General features: G+C 59.0%; 18 protein-coding genes. 13 read left to right on the top strand and 5 right to left on the bottom strand.

The features are described 5' to 3' along the window. Nucleotides 1-12 precede the first annotated feature (12 nt). The 7 genes from ACYZTS_RS20345 to ACYZTS_RS20375 all read left to right on the top strand — a co-directional run bounded on the left by ACYZTS_RS20345 (nt 13) and on the right by ACYZTS_RS20375 (nt 8,700). Nucleotides 13-1,095, top strand: coding sequence for a glycosyltransferase (locus ACYZTS_RS20345; RefSeq protein WP_461991615.1), 1,083 nt, complete (start codon nt 13-15; stop codon nt 1,093-1,095). Next, a complete protein-coding gene (locus tag ACYZTS_RS20350) occupies nt 1,092-2,204 on the top strand; it encodes a glycosyltransferase (RefSeq protein ID WP_461991617.1) in 1,113 nt (370 codons plus the stop codon). The genes ACYZTS_RS20345 and ACYZTS_RS20350 overlap by 4 nt, the downstream gene beginning before the upstream one ends. Beyond that, nucleotides 2,201-3,529 carry an O-antigen ligase family protein gene (locus ACYZTS_RS20355; protein WP_461991619.1) on the top strand — a complete coding sequence of 443 codons (1,329 nt, stop codon included), beginning with the start codon at nt 2,201-2,203 and terminating at the stop codon, nt 3,527-3,529. Before ACYZTS_RS20350 ends, ACYZTS_RS20355 begins: the two co-directional genes overlap by 4 nt. Next, entirely contained in the window at nt 3,523-4,458 is a 936-nt protein-coding gene (locus ACYZTS_RS20360) for a glycosyltransferase family 2 protein (RefSeq protein WP_461991621.1), read from the top strand. The genes ACYZTS_RS20355 and ACYZTS_RS20360 overlap by 7 nt, the downstream gene beginning before the upstream one ends. A gap of 237 nt (nt 4,459-4,695) precedes the next feature. Beyond that, a complete protein-coding gene (locus tag ACYZTS_RS20365; RefSeq protein ID WP_461991623.1) occupies nt 4,696-6,114 on the top strand; it encodes an oligosaccharide flippase family protein in 1,419 nt (472 codons plus the stop codon). Between the two features lie 28 nt (nt 6,115-6,142). Further along, nucleotides 6,143-7,195, top strand: coding sequence for a UDP-glucose 4-epimerase GalE (gene galE, locus ACYZTS_RS20370; RefSeq protein WP_461991625.1), 1,053 nt, complete (start codon nt 6,143-6,145; stop codon nt 7,193-7,195). 29 nt (nt 7,196-7,224) lie between these two features. Next, nucleotides 7,225-8,700, top strand: coding sequence for a family 16 glycosylhydrolase (locus ACYZTS_RS20375; RefSeq protein ID WP_028620241.1), 1,476 nt, complete (start codon nt 7,225-7,227; stop codon nt 8,698-8,700). A 27-nt stretch (nt 8,701-8,727) separates the two neighbouring features. Here ACYZTS_RS20375 and ACYZTS_RS20380 read toward each other — a convergent pair whose 3' ends face one another. Continuing rightward, a complete protein-coding gene (locus ACYZTS_RS20380) occupies nt 8,728-9,816 on the bottom strand; it encodes an AI-2E family transporter (protein ID WP_461991627.1) in 1,089 nt (362 codons plus the stop codon). 170 nt (nt 9,817-9,986) lie between these two features. Here ACYZTS_RS20380 and ACYZTS_RS20385 point away from each other — a divergent pair, with 170 nt between their 5' ends. Both ACYZTS_RS20385 and ACYZTS_RS20390 read left to right on the top strand, forming a co-directional pair. Further along, nucleotides 9,987-11,141, top strand: coding sequence for a MalY/PatB family protein (locus tag ACYZTS_RS20385; RefSeq protein ID WP_461991629.1), 1,155 nt, complete (start codon nt 9,987-9,989; stop codon nt 11,139-11,141). Between the two features lie 284 nt (nt 11,142-11,425). Next, nucleotides 11,426-12,283 (top strand): glucose 1-dehydrogenase, encoded by an 858-nt coding sequence (locus tag ACYZTS_RS20390; protein WP_461991631.1) that lies wholly within the window; start codon nt 11,426-11,428, stop codon nt 12,281-12,283. A 132-nt stretch (nt 12,284-12,415) separates the two neighbouring features. Here the strand turns inward: ACYZTS_RS20390 and ACYZTS_RS20395 are convergent, their stop codons facing one another. Continuing rightward, entirely contained in the window at nt 12,416-12,916 is a 501-nt protein-coding gene (locus tag ACYZTS_RS20395) for a CinA family protein (RefSeq protein ID WP_461991633.1), read from the bottom strand. 168 nt (nt 12,917-13,084) lie between these two features. Here ACYZTS_RS20395 and ACYZTS_RS20400 point away from each other — a divergent pair, with 168 nt between their 5' ends. The 3 genes from ACYZTS_RS20400 to ACYZTS_RS20410 all read left to right on the top strand — a co-directional run bounded on the left by ACYZTS_RS20400 (nt 13,085) and on the right by ACYZTS_RS20410 (nt 15,564). Further along, nucleotides 13,085-13,696 (top strand): Yip1 family protein, encoded by a 612-nt coding sequence (locus tag ACYZTS_RS20400; protein ID WP_028620236.1) that lies wholly within the window; start codon nt 13,085-13,087, stop codon nt 13,694-13,696. Between the two features lie 46 nt (nt 13,697-13,742). Continuing rightward, nucleotides 13,743-15,086, top strand: a complete 1,344-nt coding sequence (locus tag ACYZTS_RS20405) for a cation:proton antiporter (protein ID WP_461991635.1) — start codon at nt 13,743-13,745, stop codon at nt 15,084-15,086. A gap of 181 nt (nt 15,087-15,267) precedes the next feature. Next, entirely contained in the window at nt 15,268-15,564 is a 297-nt protein-coding gene (locus ACYZTS_RS20410) for a hypothetical protein (protein WP_461991637.1), read from the top strand. Between the two features lie 96 nt (nt 15,565-15,660). Here ACYZTS_RS20410 and ACYZTS_RS20415 read toward each other — a convergent pair whose 3' ends face one another. Further along, complete coding sequence (locus ACYZTS_RS20415) at nt 15,661-16,887, bottom strand: zinc-dependent alcohol dehydrogenase (protein WP_461991639.1); 1,227 nt, start codon at nt 16,885-16,887, stop codon at nt 15,661-15,663. A gap of 340 nt (nt 16,888-17,227) precedes the next feature. Between ACYZTS_RS20415 and ACYZTS_RS20420 the strand changes: the two genes are divergently transcribed. Further along, a complete protein-coding gene (locus tag ACYZTS_RS20420; protein ID WP_461991641.1) occupies nt 17,228-17,704 on the top strand; it encodes a hemerythrin domain-containing protein in 477 nt (158 codons plus the stop codon). Nucleotides 17,705-17,772: 68 nt separating this feature from the next. Here ACYZTS_RS20420 and ACYZTS_RS20425 read toward each other — a convergent pair whose 3' ends face one another. Beyond that, nucleotides 17,773-18,309: a hypothetical protein gene (locus tag ACYZTS_RS20425; protein ID WP_028620231.1), complete on the bottom strand. Its 537-nt coding sequence runs from the start codon at nt 18,307-18,309 to the stop codon at nt 17,773-17,775. 52 nt (nt 18,310-18,361) lie between these two features. Beyond that, on the bottom strand, nt 18,362-18,886 hold the full coding sequence (locus tag ACYZTS_RS20430; RefSeq protein ID WP_461991643.1) for a cupin domain-containing protein: 525 nt from the start codon (nt 18,884-18,886) through the stop codon (nt 18,362-18,364). Between the last annotated feature and the right edge of the window lie 23 nt (nt 18,887-18,909).

Here is an 18,909-nt window from a genome sequence, read left to right on the forward strand (position 1 = left end):
GGGTCATTGACCATGCATATCCTGTTTATTCTTAAAGATTTCGAATCCGACGGGGGCGTTGAGCGGGTACAGCAACGCCTGGCCGAGCAATTTCTCAAGGATGGCCAGCGCGTCAGTTTTTTCGTGATCAACGGCGACACCCCGGACGCTGTGGGTGCAACCGCCATCGATGGCGCCGGCAGCGGCGTGGTCGGCATGCTCAAATCGATTGTCCTGTTGCGCAGGGTTATCCGGCGCGAAAAGGTCACTCACCTGATCAGCGCCAAGGAGCAGGCCAACCTGTGCACCTGGTTCGCCACGCTGGGGCGTCCATGCAAGGTCATCTACACCCGCCACACCGCACTTGATTGCGCCGAGCAAAGAACCGGCGTCACCAGCCTGCGACTGCTCTACGCCCTCTATCTGTGCGGCAGCGGCAAAGTGGTGACGGTGTCGCAAGGTTTGCGCAGCGCCCTCGCCGACTGGATACCCTGGGGCCGCCGACGCATCACCTATTGCCCGAACGCAGTGGTAACAGAGCAACTGCTCAACGCCGCACAGACCCCCATGCCCGCCAACCTGCCAGGCGAGTTCTGGCTGGGCGTCGGCCGGCTGGTGGAACTCAAGGGTTTTCACGTGATGCTCGACGCTTATGCGCTGGCATTGAGCCGCGAGGCACTGCCCGATCTGGTCATCGCTGGCGACGGCCCACAACGGGGTGCACTGACCGCGCAGGCGCAACGGCTGGGCATCGCCAACCGGGTGCATTTCACTGGATTTCTGCGCAACCCGTATCCGCTGATCCGCCAGGCCCGGCTGCTGATCCTCAGTTCATCACACGAAGGCATGCCGACCGTGTTGATCGAGGCCCTGGCATTAGGCACGCCGGTGTTGGCCTGCGACTGCGAAACCGGCCCGAGGGAAGTGCTCGATCACGGCCGTTTGGGGCAACTGGTCAAGGTCAACGATGTGCCGGCGCTGGCCGAAGGTTTGCTGCAAAGCCTGGCGATGTCTGCCGCGGTCACGCCGGGTGGGCAATCCCTGGCCGAAGCCGTCCGCCCTTACACCAGCCACCACGCCGCGCAGGCTTATTACCAGGTATGGAATCAATCATGAAAAAGCTGCTGATCATCCTCCACGACCTCAGCGCTGGCGGCGCCGAGAAAATGATGGCGAGACTGGCCGGTGCGTTTGTCGAGGCCGGCAACGACGTCACACTGCTGATGCTCACCGGCGGCGGCATGAACGTCGCGCTGCTTGATCCTCGGGTCAAACAGGTCGAACTGAACAGCCCGCGCAGCGCCAGTGCAGTCCCGGCGCTGGCACGCTTTTTACGGCACAACCGCTTCGATGCACAACTGGCCGCCCTCACCCACGTCAACGTGGTGGCTATTGCCGCCTCGATACTGTCCGGCACCCTGCAGCGCCTGCACGTCAGCGAACGCAATGCGTTTTCACACGACAAGCACGTCAATCCGGCGGCGGCGGTGCGCGCGGCTTACTGGCTGGCGCCGTTTCTGTATCGGCTGATTCCCAATCCGGTCATCTGCGTATCACGGGGCGTGGCGCAGGACCTGGTCGACACGACGATTGCGCGCAAGCGCGACGTGACGATCGCCGACAATCCGGTGCTCGATAACGATTTCCTGCAGAGGCCACCGGGCCTGCCGAGCCATCCCTGGCTGCTGGAAAAAACCACCGCGGTGGTCGTTGCGGTGGGTCGCCTGGCGCCACAGAAAGGCTTCGATACGTTGATTGCAGCGTTCGCCCGTTTGCCGAATTCTGGCACGCGTCTGATCATTTTCGGCGAAGGCAATCTTCGCGCGCAGTTGCAGGCACAGGCGGCGGCAATGGGTGTGGCCAATCGTGTCGATCTGCCGGGCTATACACGTCAGCCCATGGCGGAAGTGGCGGCGGCCGACTGCTTTGTATTGTCGTCACGTTTCGAAGGTAGCCCCAATGCGCTGGTTGAAGCGCTGGCAACCGGCACGCCCGTGGTGTCGACCCGCTGCCCGCACGGTCCGCTGGACATTCTCGACAACGGCAGGGTCGCGCCCTTGGTCGACGTCGACGATCCCGCCGCGCTGGCGCAGGCAATCGCCGGCGAACTGAGCGCCCCCCGCGATGCGAATCTGCACGCGCGCATCGCCGCTGCCAATCGCTTCGTCAGTGGCCGCGCCGTGCACACCTACCTGGCGGCGCTGCTGGGGGGCGAACGTTCATGAGAAAACTGGAAGTCAGATACTCCACGCTGCGCGACGGGTTTACGTTGTTCGGCGTGTTGTTCTACATCCAGGTGATTGCTTTTTTCCTGGGGCAAGGTGCTGCCCTGGACGATGCGCAACGGGACATGGAGGGCAACGTGGTCAATCAGATTGGTGGATTGGTGACCCTGCTGGTTCCGCTGTTTTTCTTCATCCGCAACAAGGTGTTCCTGAGCAAAAGTTTTTACCGCAACAATTTTTTTCTGCTGCTGTTTCTGGTGTGCGTGGCGGCGTCGATCAGTTGGTCCAGCGACCCGATGTTGAGCTTCAAACGCTTTATCGCGATGGTCAGCGTGGTGTTCTTTGCCGGGTTCGTTGCCTACAACTACAGCATTGAAAAAATTACTTTCATGATCGGTTCGGTGATCGGTGCTGCCGCGTTGATCGGTCTGATCTTCGCCGTGATCAGGCCAGACATTGCCTTCATCTCTGGCGGTATACGAGACGGCGCGTTCAAAGGAATTTTTACCGAGAAGAATGCCGGCGCGCGGATCAATGCCATTGCGATCCTGTTGCTGCTGCCGATGATCCGCCAACGCAATGTGATGGCGATGCTGTACGCGAGCTTTTCGCTGGTGGCGATTCTGCTCGCGCAGTCGGCGACGGGCATTGCGCTGATCGTCACGGGCGCGGCCAGCTACTGGTACTTCCTGACGATGATCCGCCTGCGCGTCAACCGTTCGTTGCTGGCGTTCTTCGCCGCGACGGTCGTTTATTTGCTGATCTGCGCCTTCATGTACGGCAACTACACGCTGCTGCTGGAGATGATGGGGCGCGATCCGTCGCTGACCGACCGCACGCTGATCTGGGAACTGCTGACGCCGCTGATCGATAGCCAGTTTCTTAACGGTTACGGCTACGGCGCGTTCTGGTCGAGCCCGGATGCCGACGTTTTTATCAAGCGCTGGGGTTATATCGGCAATGCGCACAGCGGTTACATGGAAACCTTGCTCAACGGCGGCGCGCTGCAGCTGGCGGCGTTGATCCTGATGTTCGCCGAAGCGCTGATTAAACAATACCGAGCGGTAACGGCTGACCGCTCTGCTCAGTTCCGGGCCAGCGCGCTGGTGATCATCGCGCTGTTCATCGTCACCAATTACGTGGCGTACGTGATACCGAATTACCGTTCTGCGGAGTTTCTGGTGTTCTGCACACTTGCTCTGACGTTCCGCCATCACCACTCCAAACGACCGGCCATGGCCGCTCGCTCGCCTGCACCGGCTTATGCCGTCCGCTCACAGGCCCTGTCCGCCGGGACCCGGTCCAAGGAGAAAAGCCCATGCTGAACGACGCTTCCCCATCACCCGGCACGGTGTGCGTAGTCATTCCGCTGTACAACGCCGCCAGCAGCATTCAGCAGACGCTGGCCTCGCTGAGCCGGCAAACCCGGTTGCCGGATAACGTGATCATCGTCGACGACGGCTCCAGCGATGACGGGCCGCAAATGGTCAGGAACTTCGTGGCGCCGTTTCCCATTACCTTCCTTCAACAAGCCAATGAGGGCCCGGGGAGCGCACGCAACAAAGGCATCTTCAAGGCTCAAGAAACATTTATTGCGTTTCTGGATGCTGATGATCAGTGGCACCCGGAAAAGCTCGAGAAGCAGTTGGCGCTTTATGCTGAGCTGACGCGCACGGGGCATCGGGTCGGCTTGATCGATTGCTATCAACTGAGCGTTTTCAGTGACGGTAAGGAACAACGGGAAGAACGGCGTAAAAGCGGCAATCACTTTGCCGATTTCATGCGCGAGAACGTCATCAATGGCACCTCCGGGGTGGTCGTCAGGCGCGAGGCGATTGTTGCGCTGGGCGGTTTTGATCAAAAGCTGCGCTACGCCGAAGATCGTTTACTGTGGACACGGATTGCAGAGCATTGGGAAGTTCACACGGTGCCCGAAGTGTTGATCCGCCGCGGGGTCAACGCCAGCAACATCACCGCGCAGCCGCAAAAATATTACCCGCACAAACTCAAGTTCATTGACTTGTACCTGGAGCTTTACGGCACCCGCCTGACGCGCCAGCAGCGCATAGATTTCGTGCTGGCCAACCATGCCGACTTCCTTGGCACGTTCTCCCGGCGCGGCGAGCACGCGCAGGTGATCAAGGTCTTCCAGAAAATGCTCAAGCACTCGTGGCAGACACTGATTGTCTTCAACGGCAAACCGACCCTGCGCTACCTGTATGCGCGGATGAAAACGCTACGCAAAGCTCCCTGACCACGCCCCGCCTGGCAACGCGACCCCTGTAGCAGCTGGCGAAGCCTGCGTCCGAGTGCGCAGTACTCGCTAGTTCGGCAAACGCGGTTTTCCAGATACACCGCGCTGCCCGGGTTTACGGCTGCTACGCAGCCGGACGCAGCCTCGCAGGCTCGGCAGCTGCTACAGGTGCTACGGGCGCTGGTGACTGCGGTTCGTTAATTCATCCTTTGTCGTTCCAATCCCCAGGTCTCGCCCATGGCCAATCATCGTCTGGTTACATTGATCTGGATCTTCACCGAAAAATTCGGCCTGATTTTCCTCTCGATGATCACGTTTGTTGTTTATGCCCGGCTGCTGTCGCCAACGGAACTGGGCATCGGCACCGTGATTATCGCCATCGTCGAAGTGGTCGGCATCATCTACTCGTCCGTGCTGGAAGATCCGCTGGTGCGCCAGGAAAAGCTGGACGACCGTCATGTCTCGACCGCGTTCTGGTTTTCCGTGCTGATCAGCCTGGTGTCGATTCTGCTCATTAGCGGCCTGGCGATGCAGTACGCGCCTTCGCCGGAGTTGCAATGGATGACTGCGGTGGCCTCGGTGAAAATCCTTTTCACCATGATGGCGCGGGTGTACGTGGTGCAGATGCGCCGCAGCGGCAACTTCAAGATGCTCGCCACCCGCACGCTGCTGGGCAAGGTGCTGGGCGGCGTCGGTGGCATTGCGGTCGCGTTGTGGGGTTTTGGCGCCTGGGCAGTGATCGCACAGGCGCTGATCATGGAGTTCGTTTCGGTGATCGTGTTGATGCGCGGCGAGCCCAGGCGAATCGGGTTCCACATCGACACCCGGTTCCTGCGCGAAACCCTCAGGGCCGGCACGCCTGTAGCAATCAATGTACTCAGTTCACAAACCCTGCAGCGCGGCGTCAATGTGGTGCTCGGCATCACGGCCGGTGCGAGCGCTGTCGGCATGTTCAACCTGGCGATGCGCATCATCGATCTGCCGCGCACCGCGATCTACAACGGCTTGATGAGTTACGCCCTGCCGGCATTCGCCCGGCGCAGCGCGGATTCTTCGCGGCTGATCGGCCTCATCAGCGACTCGACGGCGCTCAGCGGTTTTCTGCTGACGCCGCTGTTCATCGGCATCGCGCTGACCGCAGACGACATCATCCTGCTGATCTTCGGCGCCAAGTGGGCCGACGCCATTCCTCTGCTGCAAGTGCTGGCCTGCACGGCCGCACTCGGCAACCTGGCCATGTTCGCGACCACGGCGCTGGTCGCGGTCAATCGCAGCCGTCTCACCCTCAAGGCTGAAGTCGGCACCACCCTGCTCGCCCTGGCGCTGGTTTACAGCCTCGGCGCTGTTTACGGCGGCATGGCCGCAGCGTTGGCCCTGCTGGTCAGGATGCTGATCATCACGCCTCTGCAGATTCGCGGTTTGAATACCGCCATCGGTTACGGCTGGCGGGCGTTTCTGGAGTGCAACTACCGCAGCGTCATCGCCTCGCTCGTGATGGCCGCCAGCGTTGTGACCTTTTCCACCCAGGTAAGCCTGACCGGCTACGTGCATCTGATCGCCGACATCGCCATCGGCGCCCTGACGTATGCCCTCGCCTACAGCCTGCTGCACCCGCGCTGGCCGCAAGAATTCAAGACGGTTTTCACCACCCGCTGAAACGGTTCTCGCACAGGAATCACACATCATGCTCAGAAAAACCACGCTGCTCACAGGCGGGGCCGGCTTCATTGGTTCCCACACCGCCCTGACCCTCATCAACGCAGGCCAGCAAGTGCTGGTGCTCGATAACCTGAGCAACAGCTGTCGCGAATCGATCACCCGTCTTGAGCAACTGACCCACACCCGGGTCGAGTTCATCGAAGGTGACGTGCGCAACCAGAAGCTGCTCGACGACATTTTCAGTCACTTCGACATCGATGCGGTGGTGCATTTCGCCAGCCTCAAGTCTGTCGAGCAAAGTGTGCGCAACCCGCTCGACTACTACGCCAACAACGTCGCCGGGACGCTCAACCTGTGCCGATCGATGGCGCGTGCAAAGGTGTTCAACCTGGTATTCAGCTCATCGGCGACGGTTTACGGCGACCCCGCACGGACACCGATTCTGGAAGACCTCGGCACTGGCAAACCGACCAACCCGTACGGCCGCACCAAATTGATGATCGAGGAATTGCTCACCGATCTGGCCACCTCCGACCCGCGCTGGAGCATCGCGTTGTTGCGTTATTTCAATCCCATCGGCGCTCACGAAAGCGGCATGATCGGCGAAGATCCCACGGGCAAGCCGAGCAATCTGCTGCCGTGCCTGACCCAAGTCGCCATTGGCCGCATTCCGGAACTGACCGTTTACGGCAGCGACTACCCGACCGTCGATGGCACTTGTGTGCGCGATTACATCCACGTCGTTGACCTTGCCGACGGCCATCTCAAAGCCCTGCAAGCCTTGCGCGACGGTAGCGGCGTCAATGTCTGGAACCTGGGCACCGGCGTGGGCTACAGCGTCTTGCAGATGATCCGCAATTTCGAGGCTGTCACCGGGATTACCATCCCATTCCAGTTTGCGCCGCGCCGCGCCGGCGACATTGCCCAGTGCTGGGCCGACGCGAGTAAGGCTGGACGCGAACTCGGCTGGTCTGCCGAACGCGACCTGGAACGGATGATCGTCGACAGCTGGCGCTGGCAATCGCACAACCCGCTCGGTTATCGCTCGAGCCCGGTACCGCAGTTTGCCCACAAGTGAGCCAGTAGCTCAGAAGAAAGGAGATGCACATGGTCAGGGAAATATGGCTGGGCACGCTGTTGATGTCGGCAGCGTTGAATGCGTTTGCCAATGTCACCAGCCCGCCACTCAATGGTCTGGTGCTGTGGCTCGACGCTGCTGACGCCTCGACCCTCACCGTCGATGGCGAAAACCGCGTGACCCGATGGCGAGACAAATCCGCCAAGGCCAGCGCAATCATCGTCGACCCTGTCGCGGCCACGGCGCTGCCATTGCGGGTCGACAGCGCCATGAATGGCCGCCCGGTGGTGCGCTTGAACGGCACCGCGGCGTTTTCCGGCTCGTCAATTCGTAAGAGCAAAGGCCCGGCCACGGTGTTCGTGGTGTCAAGGCGTTTGCCTGAGCAAGCCGGTGGCAAAGCCTGGCAGCGCTTGTTCAGTTCGCGGCCGCTACTTGCCGATAACGACAACATGCTGCCGAACTTTGGTATCAGCGTTCAACAGACTACGGCTTACGAGCCGAAGCTGGACTTTCTGGAAATCAATGACGTGCCAATCGGTCCATTCGCGGTGGCGCGTAACGTCGTCGGCACTTCGGAAATCCTGCGCGGCGACATCGCCGAAGTGCTGGTCTACGACCGCCTGCTGAGCTCGCAAGCCGAGCGGGAAAACGCGTTCGATTACCTGGCGCAAAAGTGGTCAGTGGCACCACCTGCGAAATCCACGGCATGGACCCGCGTCGGTCCCCTCGGCGAAGTGCCACAACACACCAACCCCAACGCGCCGTTGTCCGATCAGGCCAACGCTGGCAAATGGGTGCTGGACACGCAGCTGTCGGATGATTTCAACGGGACGGCGCTCAACGCAACGCGCTGGCATGTCAACAACGCCACCGGCACTGATTCGCTGGGACGTAAGCCGGCGTTGTTTCTGCCGACCAATGCGGTCGTCAACAATGGCAACCTGAACATCTATTTCCGCAAGGAAACCCTGCCCGAAAAGTACGTAAAACTGGGCTACAAGGATTACAGCTCGGCGATGGTTCGCACCATTGAACGCGGGCTTTACGGCTACTACGAAGCGCGGGCAAAACCCATGAATTCCGCCGGTTCCAGTGCATTCTGGCTGGCCTGGACCGGGCTGCCCGACAACGCCACCGAGATCGATATCTTCGAGATTGGTGGCAAGACCAAGGACGGCGCTTTCGACAAAAAATACAACATGAACGCCCACGTCTGGGCCACGCCGCAAAGCGATGAGCATCTCAGTGACGGCAGCACCTGGGTCGCACCGTGGCGGCTGGCGAGCACCTTCCACGTCTATGGTTTCGACTGGCAGCAGGACATGTTGCGCTGGTACGTGGATGGCGTGCTGGTGCGGGAAGCGAAGAACACCAACTTCTTCTTCCCGATGCAGATCGTGTTCGACAGCGAGGCGATGTGGCAATGGTTCGGCGTGGTCGACGACGCCGACCTGCCTTCCACGTTCCGTATCGACTACGTCAAGGTGTGGAAGCGCGGCAACTAGTCCGCGCTTCGCCTGGAAAAGGCTCGCTCAGGGCGTTGTCGCCACGTCCGGTGTGTCCTGCACCCATTGCCAGAACAGTTGATAGCCCACTGCCAACACCACCGGGCCGATGAACAATCCGATGATGCCGCCGGTGACCATCCCGCCTAGCGCGCCGATCAGGATCACCGGCATCGGCACGTCAACGCCACGCCCCAGCAGCAGCGGCTTGAGCACGTTATCGACCAGGCCGGCGACGAACACGTAAATGGCAAAGACGATGGTCGCAGTGCTGGCGCCTTCGGTGGCGAACACATAGGCGATCACCGGCAAGGTGATCAAGGTGACCGGCAGTTGCATGATCCCCAGCAGCAACACCGCCAAGGCGAGCAAACCGGCGCCGGGCACGCCTTTAAATACAAATCCCAAGCCCACCAGCAGCATCTGAATGAATGCGATGCCGACCACGCCTAACGCTACCGCACGAATCGTCGCGGTGCACAGCGCGGCGATTTTCGGGCCGCGGACCGGGCCGCTGAAGCGCGACGAAATCAGCACGGCACTGCGCGCGCCGCTTTCGCCGTAGGCCATGAAAATGCCAGCGATGATCAGGGCGAAGATAAATGTCAGGAAACCCATGCCGACGCCGGCCAGTTTGCCCAGCAAGGCCAGACTCACGCCTTTGATCTGCGGGATGTATTTCTCGGTCAACCCCGGCAGGTCAGTGGACGCCTGCAGCCAGATCGCCGACAGCGGCTTGCCCACCAAAGGCCACTCCGCGAGCGATTCGGACGGCGGCGGAATGGTAATGCCTTGGGTCCTGACCACCTGTATCGATCTCTCAACCGAGTCGGCAATCGAGGTGCCCAACAGGTAGACCGGCACCATCAAAATGAGCACCGCGACCAGCACGATCAGCGTCGCGATACGCCCTTCCTTGCGCCCCAACGACCCTCTGAGTCGCTCTTGCAGCGGATAAAGGGTGATCGCCAGGATCAGCGACCACAACATCAGGTCGCGGAACGGGCTGAAGATTTCGAAGCAGAACAACACCAGAACGGCGATCAGCCCGGCGCGAATCAACACGTCGAGCAGGTTGCGTGTGAACGCTTTTTCGGTAAGGGACGTTGGCTCCATTGACGACTCCATGTATTTCGCGGCATAGGCTGGGTTGGTTAGCCCAGCATAGACGCTGGCTGGAAAATGCGCGGCGCGGTGCAGGCCAAGCCTTCGCGAGCGGGCTCGCTCCCACAGGTGCGTGGGATTATCATGGCGACCTTTCCCCTCCTGTTGCTACGAGACCGCGCATGACTTTCGATTTTGATCAGGTGTTCGACCGCCACCACACCGGCAGTACCAAGTGGAGCCGTTACCCGGCGGACGTCTTGCCGATGTGGGTCGCCGACATGGATTTCGCCGCGCCGCCGGTGATCGTTCAGGCCCTGCAAAAACGTCTGGAGCATCCGTTGCTCGGCTACAGCGTGGCGCAGGAAGGGTTGCGCGAAGCAATCGTCGCCGATCTGTGGAACAAATACGCCTGGCGCGTCCAGCCGCAAGAGCTGATTTTCCTGCCGGGGGTGGAGTCGGGTTTCAACATGGCTTTGCGGGCGCTGGTCGAGCCGCAGCAGAACGTGGTGGTGCAGGTGCCCAATTACCCGCCGCTGCGGCATGCGCCGGGCCATTGGGGGCTGAACAAGGTCGAGCTGAACTTCGACGCGCTGGCGGACGGCACGTATGCCACGCCACTCGACACACTTCGCCAATCGCTCAAGGGCGGCGGCGCGTTGCTGCTCAGCAACCCGCACAATCCACTGGGCAAAGCCTTCCCCCGGGAAGAGCTGCAAGCCGTCGCGGATATCTGCCTGGAGCAGAATGCCTGGATCATCTCCGACGAGATCCACGCCGAACTGTGCTATGACGGCCGCGTGCACATTCCGACCGCCTCGCTCAGCGAAGAAATCGCCCGCCGCACCATCACGCTGATGTCGGCCAGCAAGGCGTACAACATCGCCGGGCTGAAGACATCCTTCATGATCATTCAGGACCGCGCCATCCGCGAACGGGTCAATCATGCCCGTTGCGGCATGGTCGACAGCGTCAACCCGCTGGGCATGGAAGCCACACGCGTCGCCTACAGCGAAGCCGGGCCATGGCTGGCAGCGTTGAAGACGTATCTGCAGGGCAACCGCGATTATCTGGTGGACGCGGTTCGCACCCGTCTGCCGGGCGTCAGCATCAATGTGCCGCAAAGCACCTACCTGGCCTGGCTCGATTGTTCGGCGCTGGGGCTGGCCGATCCGCAGAAATTCTTTCTTGAGCAGGCCAAGGTCGGCTTGAGTGCAGGATTAGATTTTGGCGACGCCTGCCAGCAATTCGTGCGCCTGAACTTCGGCTGCCCGCGGGCATTGCTGGAGGAAGGTATTGCGCGGATGGAGCGCAGTTTGCGCGCACGCATTGGCTGATGAGGTTGTCCCAGCAATGACAGGGCGCTGTAAAAGCAAAGCTCGCACGTGAAGACGGATCTGGATTCTTCCACGGTAAAACTGTAGGAGCTGGCTTGCCAGCGATAGCGGTGGTTCAGGTGACAATGATGTTGGATGTGAAGCCGTCATCGCTGGCAAGCCAGCTCCTACAACGGTGTCCCGATGGTTTCGAGCTTTGGGCAGCTCCAGTAAATCCAACCGAACTCAAGGCAAAAAGAATGGGTCAACCCTTTGGCTCGTTTACCTTGAACAGGAGAATTCCGATGATCGACTATCCAAAGCCACCGTTCCCGAAACAGGCTCAGCCCGTCCCTGGCTCCCAGAAAAAAATGGACCCGTACCCGGATTGCGGCGAGCAAAGTTACAAAGGTTCGGGCCGGCTGGAAGGCAAGATTGCCCTGATCACCGGGGCCGACAGCGGAATCGGTCGTGCGGTCGCCATTGCATTTGCCCGTGAAGGCGCTGATGTCGTGGTCGCCTACCTCAACGAACACGAAGACGCCCAGGAAACCGCACGTTGGGTCGAGCAAGCCGGGCGTCAGTGCCTGTTGCTGCCGGGTGACCTGGCGCAAAAAGAGCAGTGCCAGGCACTCGTCGATAAAACCGTCGAGCGCTTTGGTCGCATTGATGTGCTGGTCAACAACGCCGCTTTCCAGATGACCCATGAAAACTTCGAAGACATCCCCGATGAGGAATGGGTGATGACGTTCGACGTCAATATCACAGCCATTTTCCGCATCTGTCAGGCTGCGCTGAAGCACATGCAACCCGGCAGCTCGATCATCAACACCAGTTCAATCAACTCCGACATGCCCAAACCTTCCCTCCTGGCGTATGCCACGACCAAAGGCGCGATCGCCAACTTTACCGGTGGGCTGGCGCAGATTCTGGGGCCGAAGAATATCCGGGTGAACTGCGTAGCCCCGGGGCCGATCTGGACGCCGCTGATCGTCTCGACGATGCCGGACGAAGAGGTGCAAAACTTTGGCGCAGAAACGCCACTGGGTCGTCCGGGCCAACCGGTGGAAGTGGCGCCGATTTACGTATTGCTGGCGTCGGATGAGGCGAGTTACATCACCGGTCAGCGCTATGGCATCACCGGCGGTAAGCCGATGCTGTAGGTCTTTGCGACTGCTGTGTCCACCTTCGGATTTTACGACTGCTGCGCAGCCGGACGCAGCCTGCGTCCGGCTGCGCAGCAGTCGCCTCTTCTCTCCAGAACTACGCGAAGTGTCTGGCCTGCGCCTAAGGCTCTACTCCCGCTCCCCCGCCAACGCCCGCCGATGGAAATGCGGCAACTCCCTCAGCGCATGCTCTGCAGCTATCAGCTGCACCTCACACCGCGTCCCAAAAAAACGCTCGCGCCGACTGAACACACAGCGTCCTTCCCCGGTCTGAAACGCCCAGGCAAAACACACCGTACCTGCAGGAATGCCGTCCACATCCTCCGGCCCAAGAATGCCGGTAGTGGCCACCGCCACGTTGGCCGTGCTGTCGCGCAATGCGCCCAAGGCCATTTCCCGGGCCACTTCACAACTGGTCAGGTTGAAGGTTTCGATCGTATACGGATTAACACCGAGCAACCGCTGCTTCGCCTCCGGGGAATACACCACATAGCCGCTCTCGATCAGATCTCCACTGTGCGGCACTTCCGCCAATAACGTGACGATTTTGCCGGCAGTGCAGGATTCGGCAGTGGTCAGCAGCAGGCTATTTTCACGCAAATATTCAACAACCGATTCACTAAGAGACATGGCAATTTTCCAAAGTGAGAGCTGCTCGGTTGACCTCGACTGCAATTAATCATTCCGTCCATTGCAGTCCAGCTCATTGCCCAATGAAAAAATGAACCCCGAAGGAAATTCAGACCTCAATACCTTAAGCGGCTTCTGTCACAGGCCGATCCACATCAGGAGGTCGTCATGTCCGCACCCATCGTCAAGCTGTTCACCCAACCGAATTTCGCGTGGACCGATATTCGCAAGGAAGAGGAAGCGCACCCGCGCCATTACCTCGCCCATTTGTTGTTACTTGCCCTGATTCCAGCTGTGTGTCTGTTTATCGGCACCACCTATGTCGGTTGGAGCCTGGCGGAAAACGAGACCGTCAAACTGAGCACCAGCAGCGCTCTTCAGCTGTGCGTCATGCTCTACCTGACCATCATCATCGGCGTAGTGCTGATGGGTATGTTCATTCGCTGGATGTCCCGCGCCTTTGACTCGCGCCCAACCCTCAACCAGTGCATCGGTTTTGCGGCCTACACCGCGACACCCTTTTTCCTGGCTGGCATCGCAGGGCTGTACCCAAGTCGCTGGCTGGCCATCATCGTGCTGGGCGCCGCCGGGGCTTATTCCACCTTCCTGCTGTTCGTGGGGTTGCCAACCTTCATGCATGAACGCAAACAGCAAGGCCTGCTGAATGCAGCCTGTGTGTGGGGTGTGGGGTTGTTGGTGCTGGTGACCATTCTGGTTGAAATGATTCTGCTCTGGTTCAACGTCCTGACGCCAGAATACGTACGCGCGACAGTCGGTTGATTAGCGTGGTCCGATACATTCCGACAGTCTCAGGCGATTACGCATCGTGAGTTTCGTGGTATGGGTTGCCGTACTCGGTGCGGTGCTGTTGACGCTGGCGCTGACTTCATCTCACCTGCGCTGGATGCCCGTGACGACCTCGGCGGTGTGCCTGGTGCTGGGGATTGCCATCGGCCCCTCGGGTCTGGGTTTTCTTGAACTGAATACTGACGATGCGGCTGTCTGGATGGAGCACCTCACGGAAGTCGCGGTGCTTTTTTCGCTGTTCGTCTGCGGCCTGAAACTGCGCCTGCCGCTCAGAGATAAAACCTGGCGAGTCGCTTACGGTCTGGCGGGGCCGGTGATGGTGCTGACAATCGGCGGCGTTAGCCTGTTGTTGCATTATGGCTTTGGACTGTCATGGGGCGCGTCGGTGTTGATCGGCTCGATCCTCGCCCCCACCGATCCGGTGTTAGCCGCTTTGGTGCAAGTGAACGACGCCCGTGATGACGACAGCGTGCGCTTCGGTCTTTCCGGTGAAGCCGGACTCAACGACGGCATTGCTTTCCCGTTCGTGATCCTCGGTTTGCTGATGTTGCAACACGACGGGGGCACCGGCTGGATCGGCGACTGGGCGCTGCGCGACTTACTGTGGGCCGTCCCGGCAGGGTTTCTCACGGGTTATCTTATGGGGCGCGGTATCGGCCGATTGACCTTGACCCTGCGCATCAAGAATGAAGACAGCACCCTCTCCCCGAATGATTACCTGGCCCTCGCGTTGATTGCTTTGGCGTATGTCGGCGCCGAAGCAGTTCATGGTTATGGATTTTTGTCGGTATTTGCCGCGGGCCTCGCCTTGCGCCATGAGGAAGTCAACTCCACCGGCGACGACGAAGTACCTGCCGAGCATCTCGTGCAACCCGTGGTTGGCCACCTGGACGTCGACCCGCAAAACGCCGTGCATGGCGACACGCAAAATCTGCAAGACAGCCAGGTCGCCGCCGGGATCATGATGAGCGACATGCTGGCTTTTGGTGGCTTGGTGGAGCGTGCGATGGAGGTGTTCCTCGTCACCTTGCTCGGGGTGATTCTGATCTCGCATTGGGACTGGCGAGCGCTGCCGATCGCCGCCGTGTTGTTCTGCCTGATTCGCCCGCTCTGCGTGATCGCGATGCCCTGGGGCGGTTTGCTGCCGATGCGTCAGCGAATGCTGATTGGCTGGTTCGGTATCCGCGGGATAGGCAGCCTGTACTACCTTTTTTATGCCTTGAACCATGGGCTGGAGCCGTCGGTAGCGAACGTGTGCCTAAACCTCACGCTGTCGGTCGTTGCGCTGAGCATCCTCGTCCACGGCATCAGTACGCAGCCGATACTTGCGCGGTATGAACAGCGCAAGAAACGAAAAGCTTGATGTCGGTTCAGCTCAGTTACGTTTGAATTGATCAAGTTTTTACGTTCATAAAATTGCAATCCTTCGGCAACTTGGCCGGTCATACCTTTATCACTGCCCTGCCCGCGCGGGGTGGGAATTCTCCGGTCCGGTTCCTGAGGCGATGGCCTGTGAAGGAACCTCTACATCAAAGGTGCCCGACATGATCCATTATTCCACCCGCGACGAAATCACCGCTTGCCGGGCGTTTGCCCTGGATCGTAATCGCCATCTGTTCGAAGAAGCTCAGGCGCTGAGTAACAGCGCATTCGAACTGCTTGAGGGCAGTGACCTGGATGCGGAACAGTTCGACCGATACCAGACCATGCGCAGGAAAGCGGATTTGAAGTACGAGGAAGCCATCGAACATTTGCGCTTGCTGAATGAGGATTTCCCGGCGGTGACCACGGCCCCACCGCTCATGCAACGTCCGGTGCATTCGTACGAATCCAGAGCATGAACGTGTAGGAGCCAGACTTGCCGGCGAAGACGATTTGAACTGTCTTCGCCGGTGAGCCTGGCTCCTGCTTTTTAGTACCCGGGCCAGGCATTGAACTTACATGGCGGGGACCGGCGCCACATCAGCAATGTTCTCAGTCAGCGGCACATCGCTCGATCCCGGAGTCAGGATGACCTTTCGGCACTCTTCCTGTTTTTTGTCGAACATCTTGTAACCTTCGGCGACCTGCTCCAGCGACATCCGGTGCGAAATGATCGCGTCCGGTTGCAGACGGCCGGTTTCAATGTACCCAAGCAATTCCGGCAAATAACGCTGCACGTGGGTCTGACCCATCTTGAATGTCAGGCCTTTGTCGAACGCATCGCCAAACAGGAACCCGTGAATAAACCCGGTATAAACGCCCGGCACACTGACGACCCCGCCACGACGCACGGCGGCGATGCATTGGCGCAAGGCCTTACCGCTGCTGCCTTCCAGTTTCAGCGTGGCCAGGATGGTTTCGGTTGTACTGCCCTTGGCCTCGAATCCCACTGCATCAATTACGGCATCCACCCCACGGCTGCCCGCCGTTTGACGGACGATCGTATCCGCAGGATCGTCGTCATCATCAAAATTGATCGGGATCACCCCATAGGTCTTCTGCGCGTAAGCCAGCCGATAGTCGTGGTGATCGACCATGAAAATCTGGTCGACACCCAGCATTCTTGCGCATGCAGCGCTCAACAATCCAACCGGTCCGGCACCGTAAATGGCCAAACTTGAACCCTGTCCTACACCGGCATTGAGGACCGCTTGCCAGGCAGTCGGAAGGATATCCGAGAGGAACAACACTTTTTCGTCCGCCAGTGTGCCGGGGACCTTGAAAGGACCGGTATTGGCCTTCGGCACTCTGACCAACTCAGCCTGGCCACCGGGCACGCCACCGTACAAACGACTAAAACCAAACAAGGCTGCCGGTGGCGGAATGATTTTCTTGTTAAGACTCGCACCAGGGCCGCTGTTGGTGGTTTCGCAGCAGGCAAACTGCTCCTGCTGGCAGAAGAAGCAATCGCCGCAGGCGATAACGAACGGAATGACGACTCGATCCCCGCGCTGGACGGCTGTCACGTCCTTGCCGGTTTCCTCGACGATGCCCATAAACTCGTGACCGAAAATATCACCGTGTTCAACGGTCGGAATCTTCCCACGGTACAGGTGCAAGTCAGATCCACAGATGGCGGTGGCCGTGACGCGCAGAATGATATCGTCGGGTGCTTCTATAACGGGATCGGGCACGGTTTCAATCCTGACGTCATGTGCTCCGTGGTAAGTCATCGCACGCATGGCTGCTTCCTCGCTGGTCAATAAAGACATCGGTTGTCTGTATTAAGGGAGCAACGGCGAGGCGCGAGTTCAGTTGGAAATATGGCGAATCTGATCAGCGGTGCGGCCGGGTAATTTGACCGGTAACTGTCTGTTGAAGCGCAGCCGCGAACTGCATGAGTTAAATTACAGGCTCATGCAACCTGCACGAAGGGGCGTAATCTCCTGGCCGGCTAACTTGTTGAAATAGCTTATTATTTTGAATTTCTAAAAAGCGGCACGGCATATGCTCTGTCAGTAAGAGCGACATTCGGCCCAGAGACCGTTCGCGCTCAACCCTGACTTGATGAGAGATTCGACCATGAACGCCATTGACCTGTTGAAAGCCGACCATGAACGCGTAAAAGCCATTCTCACTCAACTAAGCGAGTCCACCGAGCGGGGTGTGAAAAAACGCACTGATCTGCTCGCCAAACTGGAAATGGAGATCACTATTCATACTCGTCTTGAAGAAGAAATTCTTTATCCCGCTTTCAAAGAGGCTGGCGGCAAAGAGCAGGACATTATGTATTACGAAGCGAAGGAAGAGCACCGCACTGTGGACGCGCTCGTGCTGCCCGACCTGAAGAAGACTGATCCGGGCAGCCTCGAATTTTCCGGACGTGTGAAAGTGGTCAAGGAACTGCTTGAGCACCACATTGAAGAAGAGGAAGAGGAAATGTTCCCGCAGGCGAAGAAGCTGTTGGGCAACGCTACCCTGGAAGAGCTGGGTGCCGAGATGGAAAAAATGAAAGCGCAGTACAAGAGAGAAATGAGTGCGAGCAATCTGGCGGCGTAAGTGACGTTATGCCCCTGTGGCAGTGGCGAAGCGGACACAGGCTTCGCCAGCTGCTACAGGTTTGCGTTTTAATTCAATGGATCGGTCACTTGAATATAAAACCCGTAAAAACCCAGCATTATCCAGAACGTGGCGAAGATCCACGGCGTGCGTACAGAAAACAACAACGACTTGCGATAGCCCTTGTGCGATGACTCCATCTCACTGAACAACGGTGACTCGTCATAAGCCGCCCCCATCACTGGTTCACTGCGTAGCAGTTCGCTCTGTTTGAAATGCCAGTGGTCGATGATGTCGTAAGCGGCGCGAATGCCAGGCCAGGCATTCAATGAACTGAGGACACCGAGCAGTGCCAAAAACGGCGGCACTACCAGCGTAAACAATTTCCCCCACTCCGGATTAAGGTTAGCCATGCACGACGCGAAGGCAATCACCAGAAAGGATTGCGCGGTCAGGTAAGCATCGGTGCGATTGGCCAGGATGCTGGTTTCGTATTGAATTTCCCGCCGATAGAAGTCCAGGCGCTCTTTGGGTGAGCCGAACATTTTGGCGTTGTGCTCGGACAGGGCTTCTTCCAGAGGAATTTCAGTCAGTATTTTTGGCACGGGAATCACGCACGAAATCGAAAGGGGTTAGAAGAACCGGCAGCCGACAAGTTCAGCCGGCAAGCCAGGTATCGACCAAAGGGCCTGTGCCCCCGTAGACCGGATCAGTTACGGGACACGCCACTTTGGAAATTCGGACAATGGATGCATCGTGGGTATCCGGGTCGGGGCGCTGGATGTCGTAGTCCTCCTGACCTTCAGGATAGGCACCCACCACCAGAAAATCCGCGCTTTGCTGCAGGCTGCAGTGGCCAGTGCCGGCCGGCAGTATCAACACGTCACCGTCTTGCACCTCGTGCTCCGCCCCGTTGGGACCGCCGAGCTTCAATCGTGCCCGGCCTTTGGCGATGCCTAGAACTTCGTGCGAATTCGAGTGGTAGTGGTGATAGTCGAACACCTGCGCGCGCCATTGTGCAGGCCAGTGGTTGGCGCTGAACAAGGCTTCGAATGCGCTGGCTTTGTCCGCTGAATCAAGCCCGAGGTTTTTATAGATCAGCACCGGCAGACGGCTATTCGGCGTCTGCCCGTCGTCTTCAAAAAACAGCTGAATCAGCGAATTTCCAGTGAGATTGTTCATGATTGAAGCGCTCCGCAGGGCCG

This window comes from Pseudomonas sp. TMB3-21, from assembly GCF_054898145.1.

Excerpts from the sequence above, each read along its gene's own strand:
- ACYZTS_RS20350 (WP_461991617.1), top strand. The coding sequence starts at position 1,092 with ATGAAAAAGCTGCTGATCATCCTCCACGACCTCAGCGCTGGCGGCGCC.
- ACYZTS_RS20380 (WP_461991627.1), bottom strand. The coding sequence starts at position 9,816 with ATGGAGCCAACGTCCCTTACCGAAAAAGCGTTCACACGCAACCTGCTC.
- ACYZTS_RS20365 (WP_461991623.1), top strand. The coding sequence starts at position 4,696 with ATGGCCAATCATCGTCTGGTTACATTGATCTGGATCTTCACCGAAAAA.
- ACYZTS_RS20360 (WP_461991621.1), top strand. The coding sequence starts at position 3,523 with ATGCTGAACGACGCTTCCCCATCACCCGGCACGGTGTGCGTAGTCATT.
- ACYZTS_RS20390 (WP_461991631.1), top strand. The coding sequence starts at position 11,426 with ATGATCGACTATCCAAAGCCACCGTTCCCGAAACAGGCTCAGCCCGTC.
- ACYZTS_RS20375 (WP_028620241.1), top strand. The coding sequence starts at position 7,225 with ATGGTCAGGGAAATATGGCTGGGCACGCTGTTGATGTCGGCAGCGTTG.
- ACYZTS_RS20415 (WP_461991639.1), bottom strand. The coding sequence starts at position 16,887 with ATGCGTGCGATGACTTACCACGGAGCACATGACGTCAGGATTGAAACC.
- galE (WP_461991625.1), top strand. The coding sequence starts at position 6,143 with ATGCTCAGAAAAACCACGCTGCTCACAGGCGGGGCCGGCTTCATTGGT.
- ACYZTS_RS20430 (WP_461991643.1), bottom strand. The coding sequence starts at position 18,886 with ATGAACAATCTCACTGGAAATTCGCTGATTCAGCTGTTTTTTGAAGAC.
- ACYZTS_RS20420 (WP_461991641.1), top strand. The coding sequence starts at position 17,228 with ATGAACGCCATTGACCTGTTGAAAGCCGACCATGAACGCGTAAAAGCC.
- ACYZTS_RS20410 (WP_461991637.1), top strand. The coding sequence starts at position 15,268 with ATGATCCATTATTCCACCCGCGACGAAATCACCGCTTGCCGGGCGTTT.
- ACYZTS_RS20395 (WP_461991633.1), bottom strand. The coding sequence starts at position 12,916 with ATGTCTCTTAGTGAATCGGTTGTTGAATATTTGCGTGAAAATAGCCTG.
- ACYZTS_RS20400 (WP_028620236.1), top strand. The coding sequence starts at position 13,085 with ATGTCCGCACCCATCGTCAAGCTGTTCACCCAACCGAATTTCGCGTGG.
- ACYZTS_RS20385 (WP_461991629.1), top strand. The coding sequence starts at position 9,987 with ATGACTTTCGATTTTGATCAGGTGTTCGACCGCCACCACACCGGCAGT.
- ACYZTS_RS20355 (WP_461991619.1), top strand. The coding sequence starts at position 2,201 with ATGAGAAAACTGGAAGTCAGATACTCCACGCTGCGCGACGGGTTTACG.
- ACYZTS_RS20345 (WP_461991615.1), top strand. The coding sequence starts at position 13 with ATGCATATCCTGTTTATTCTTAAAGATTTCGAATCCGACGGGGGCGTT.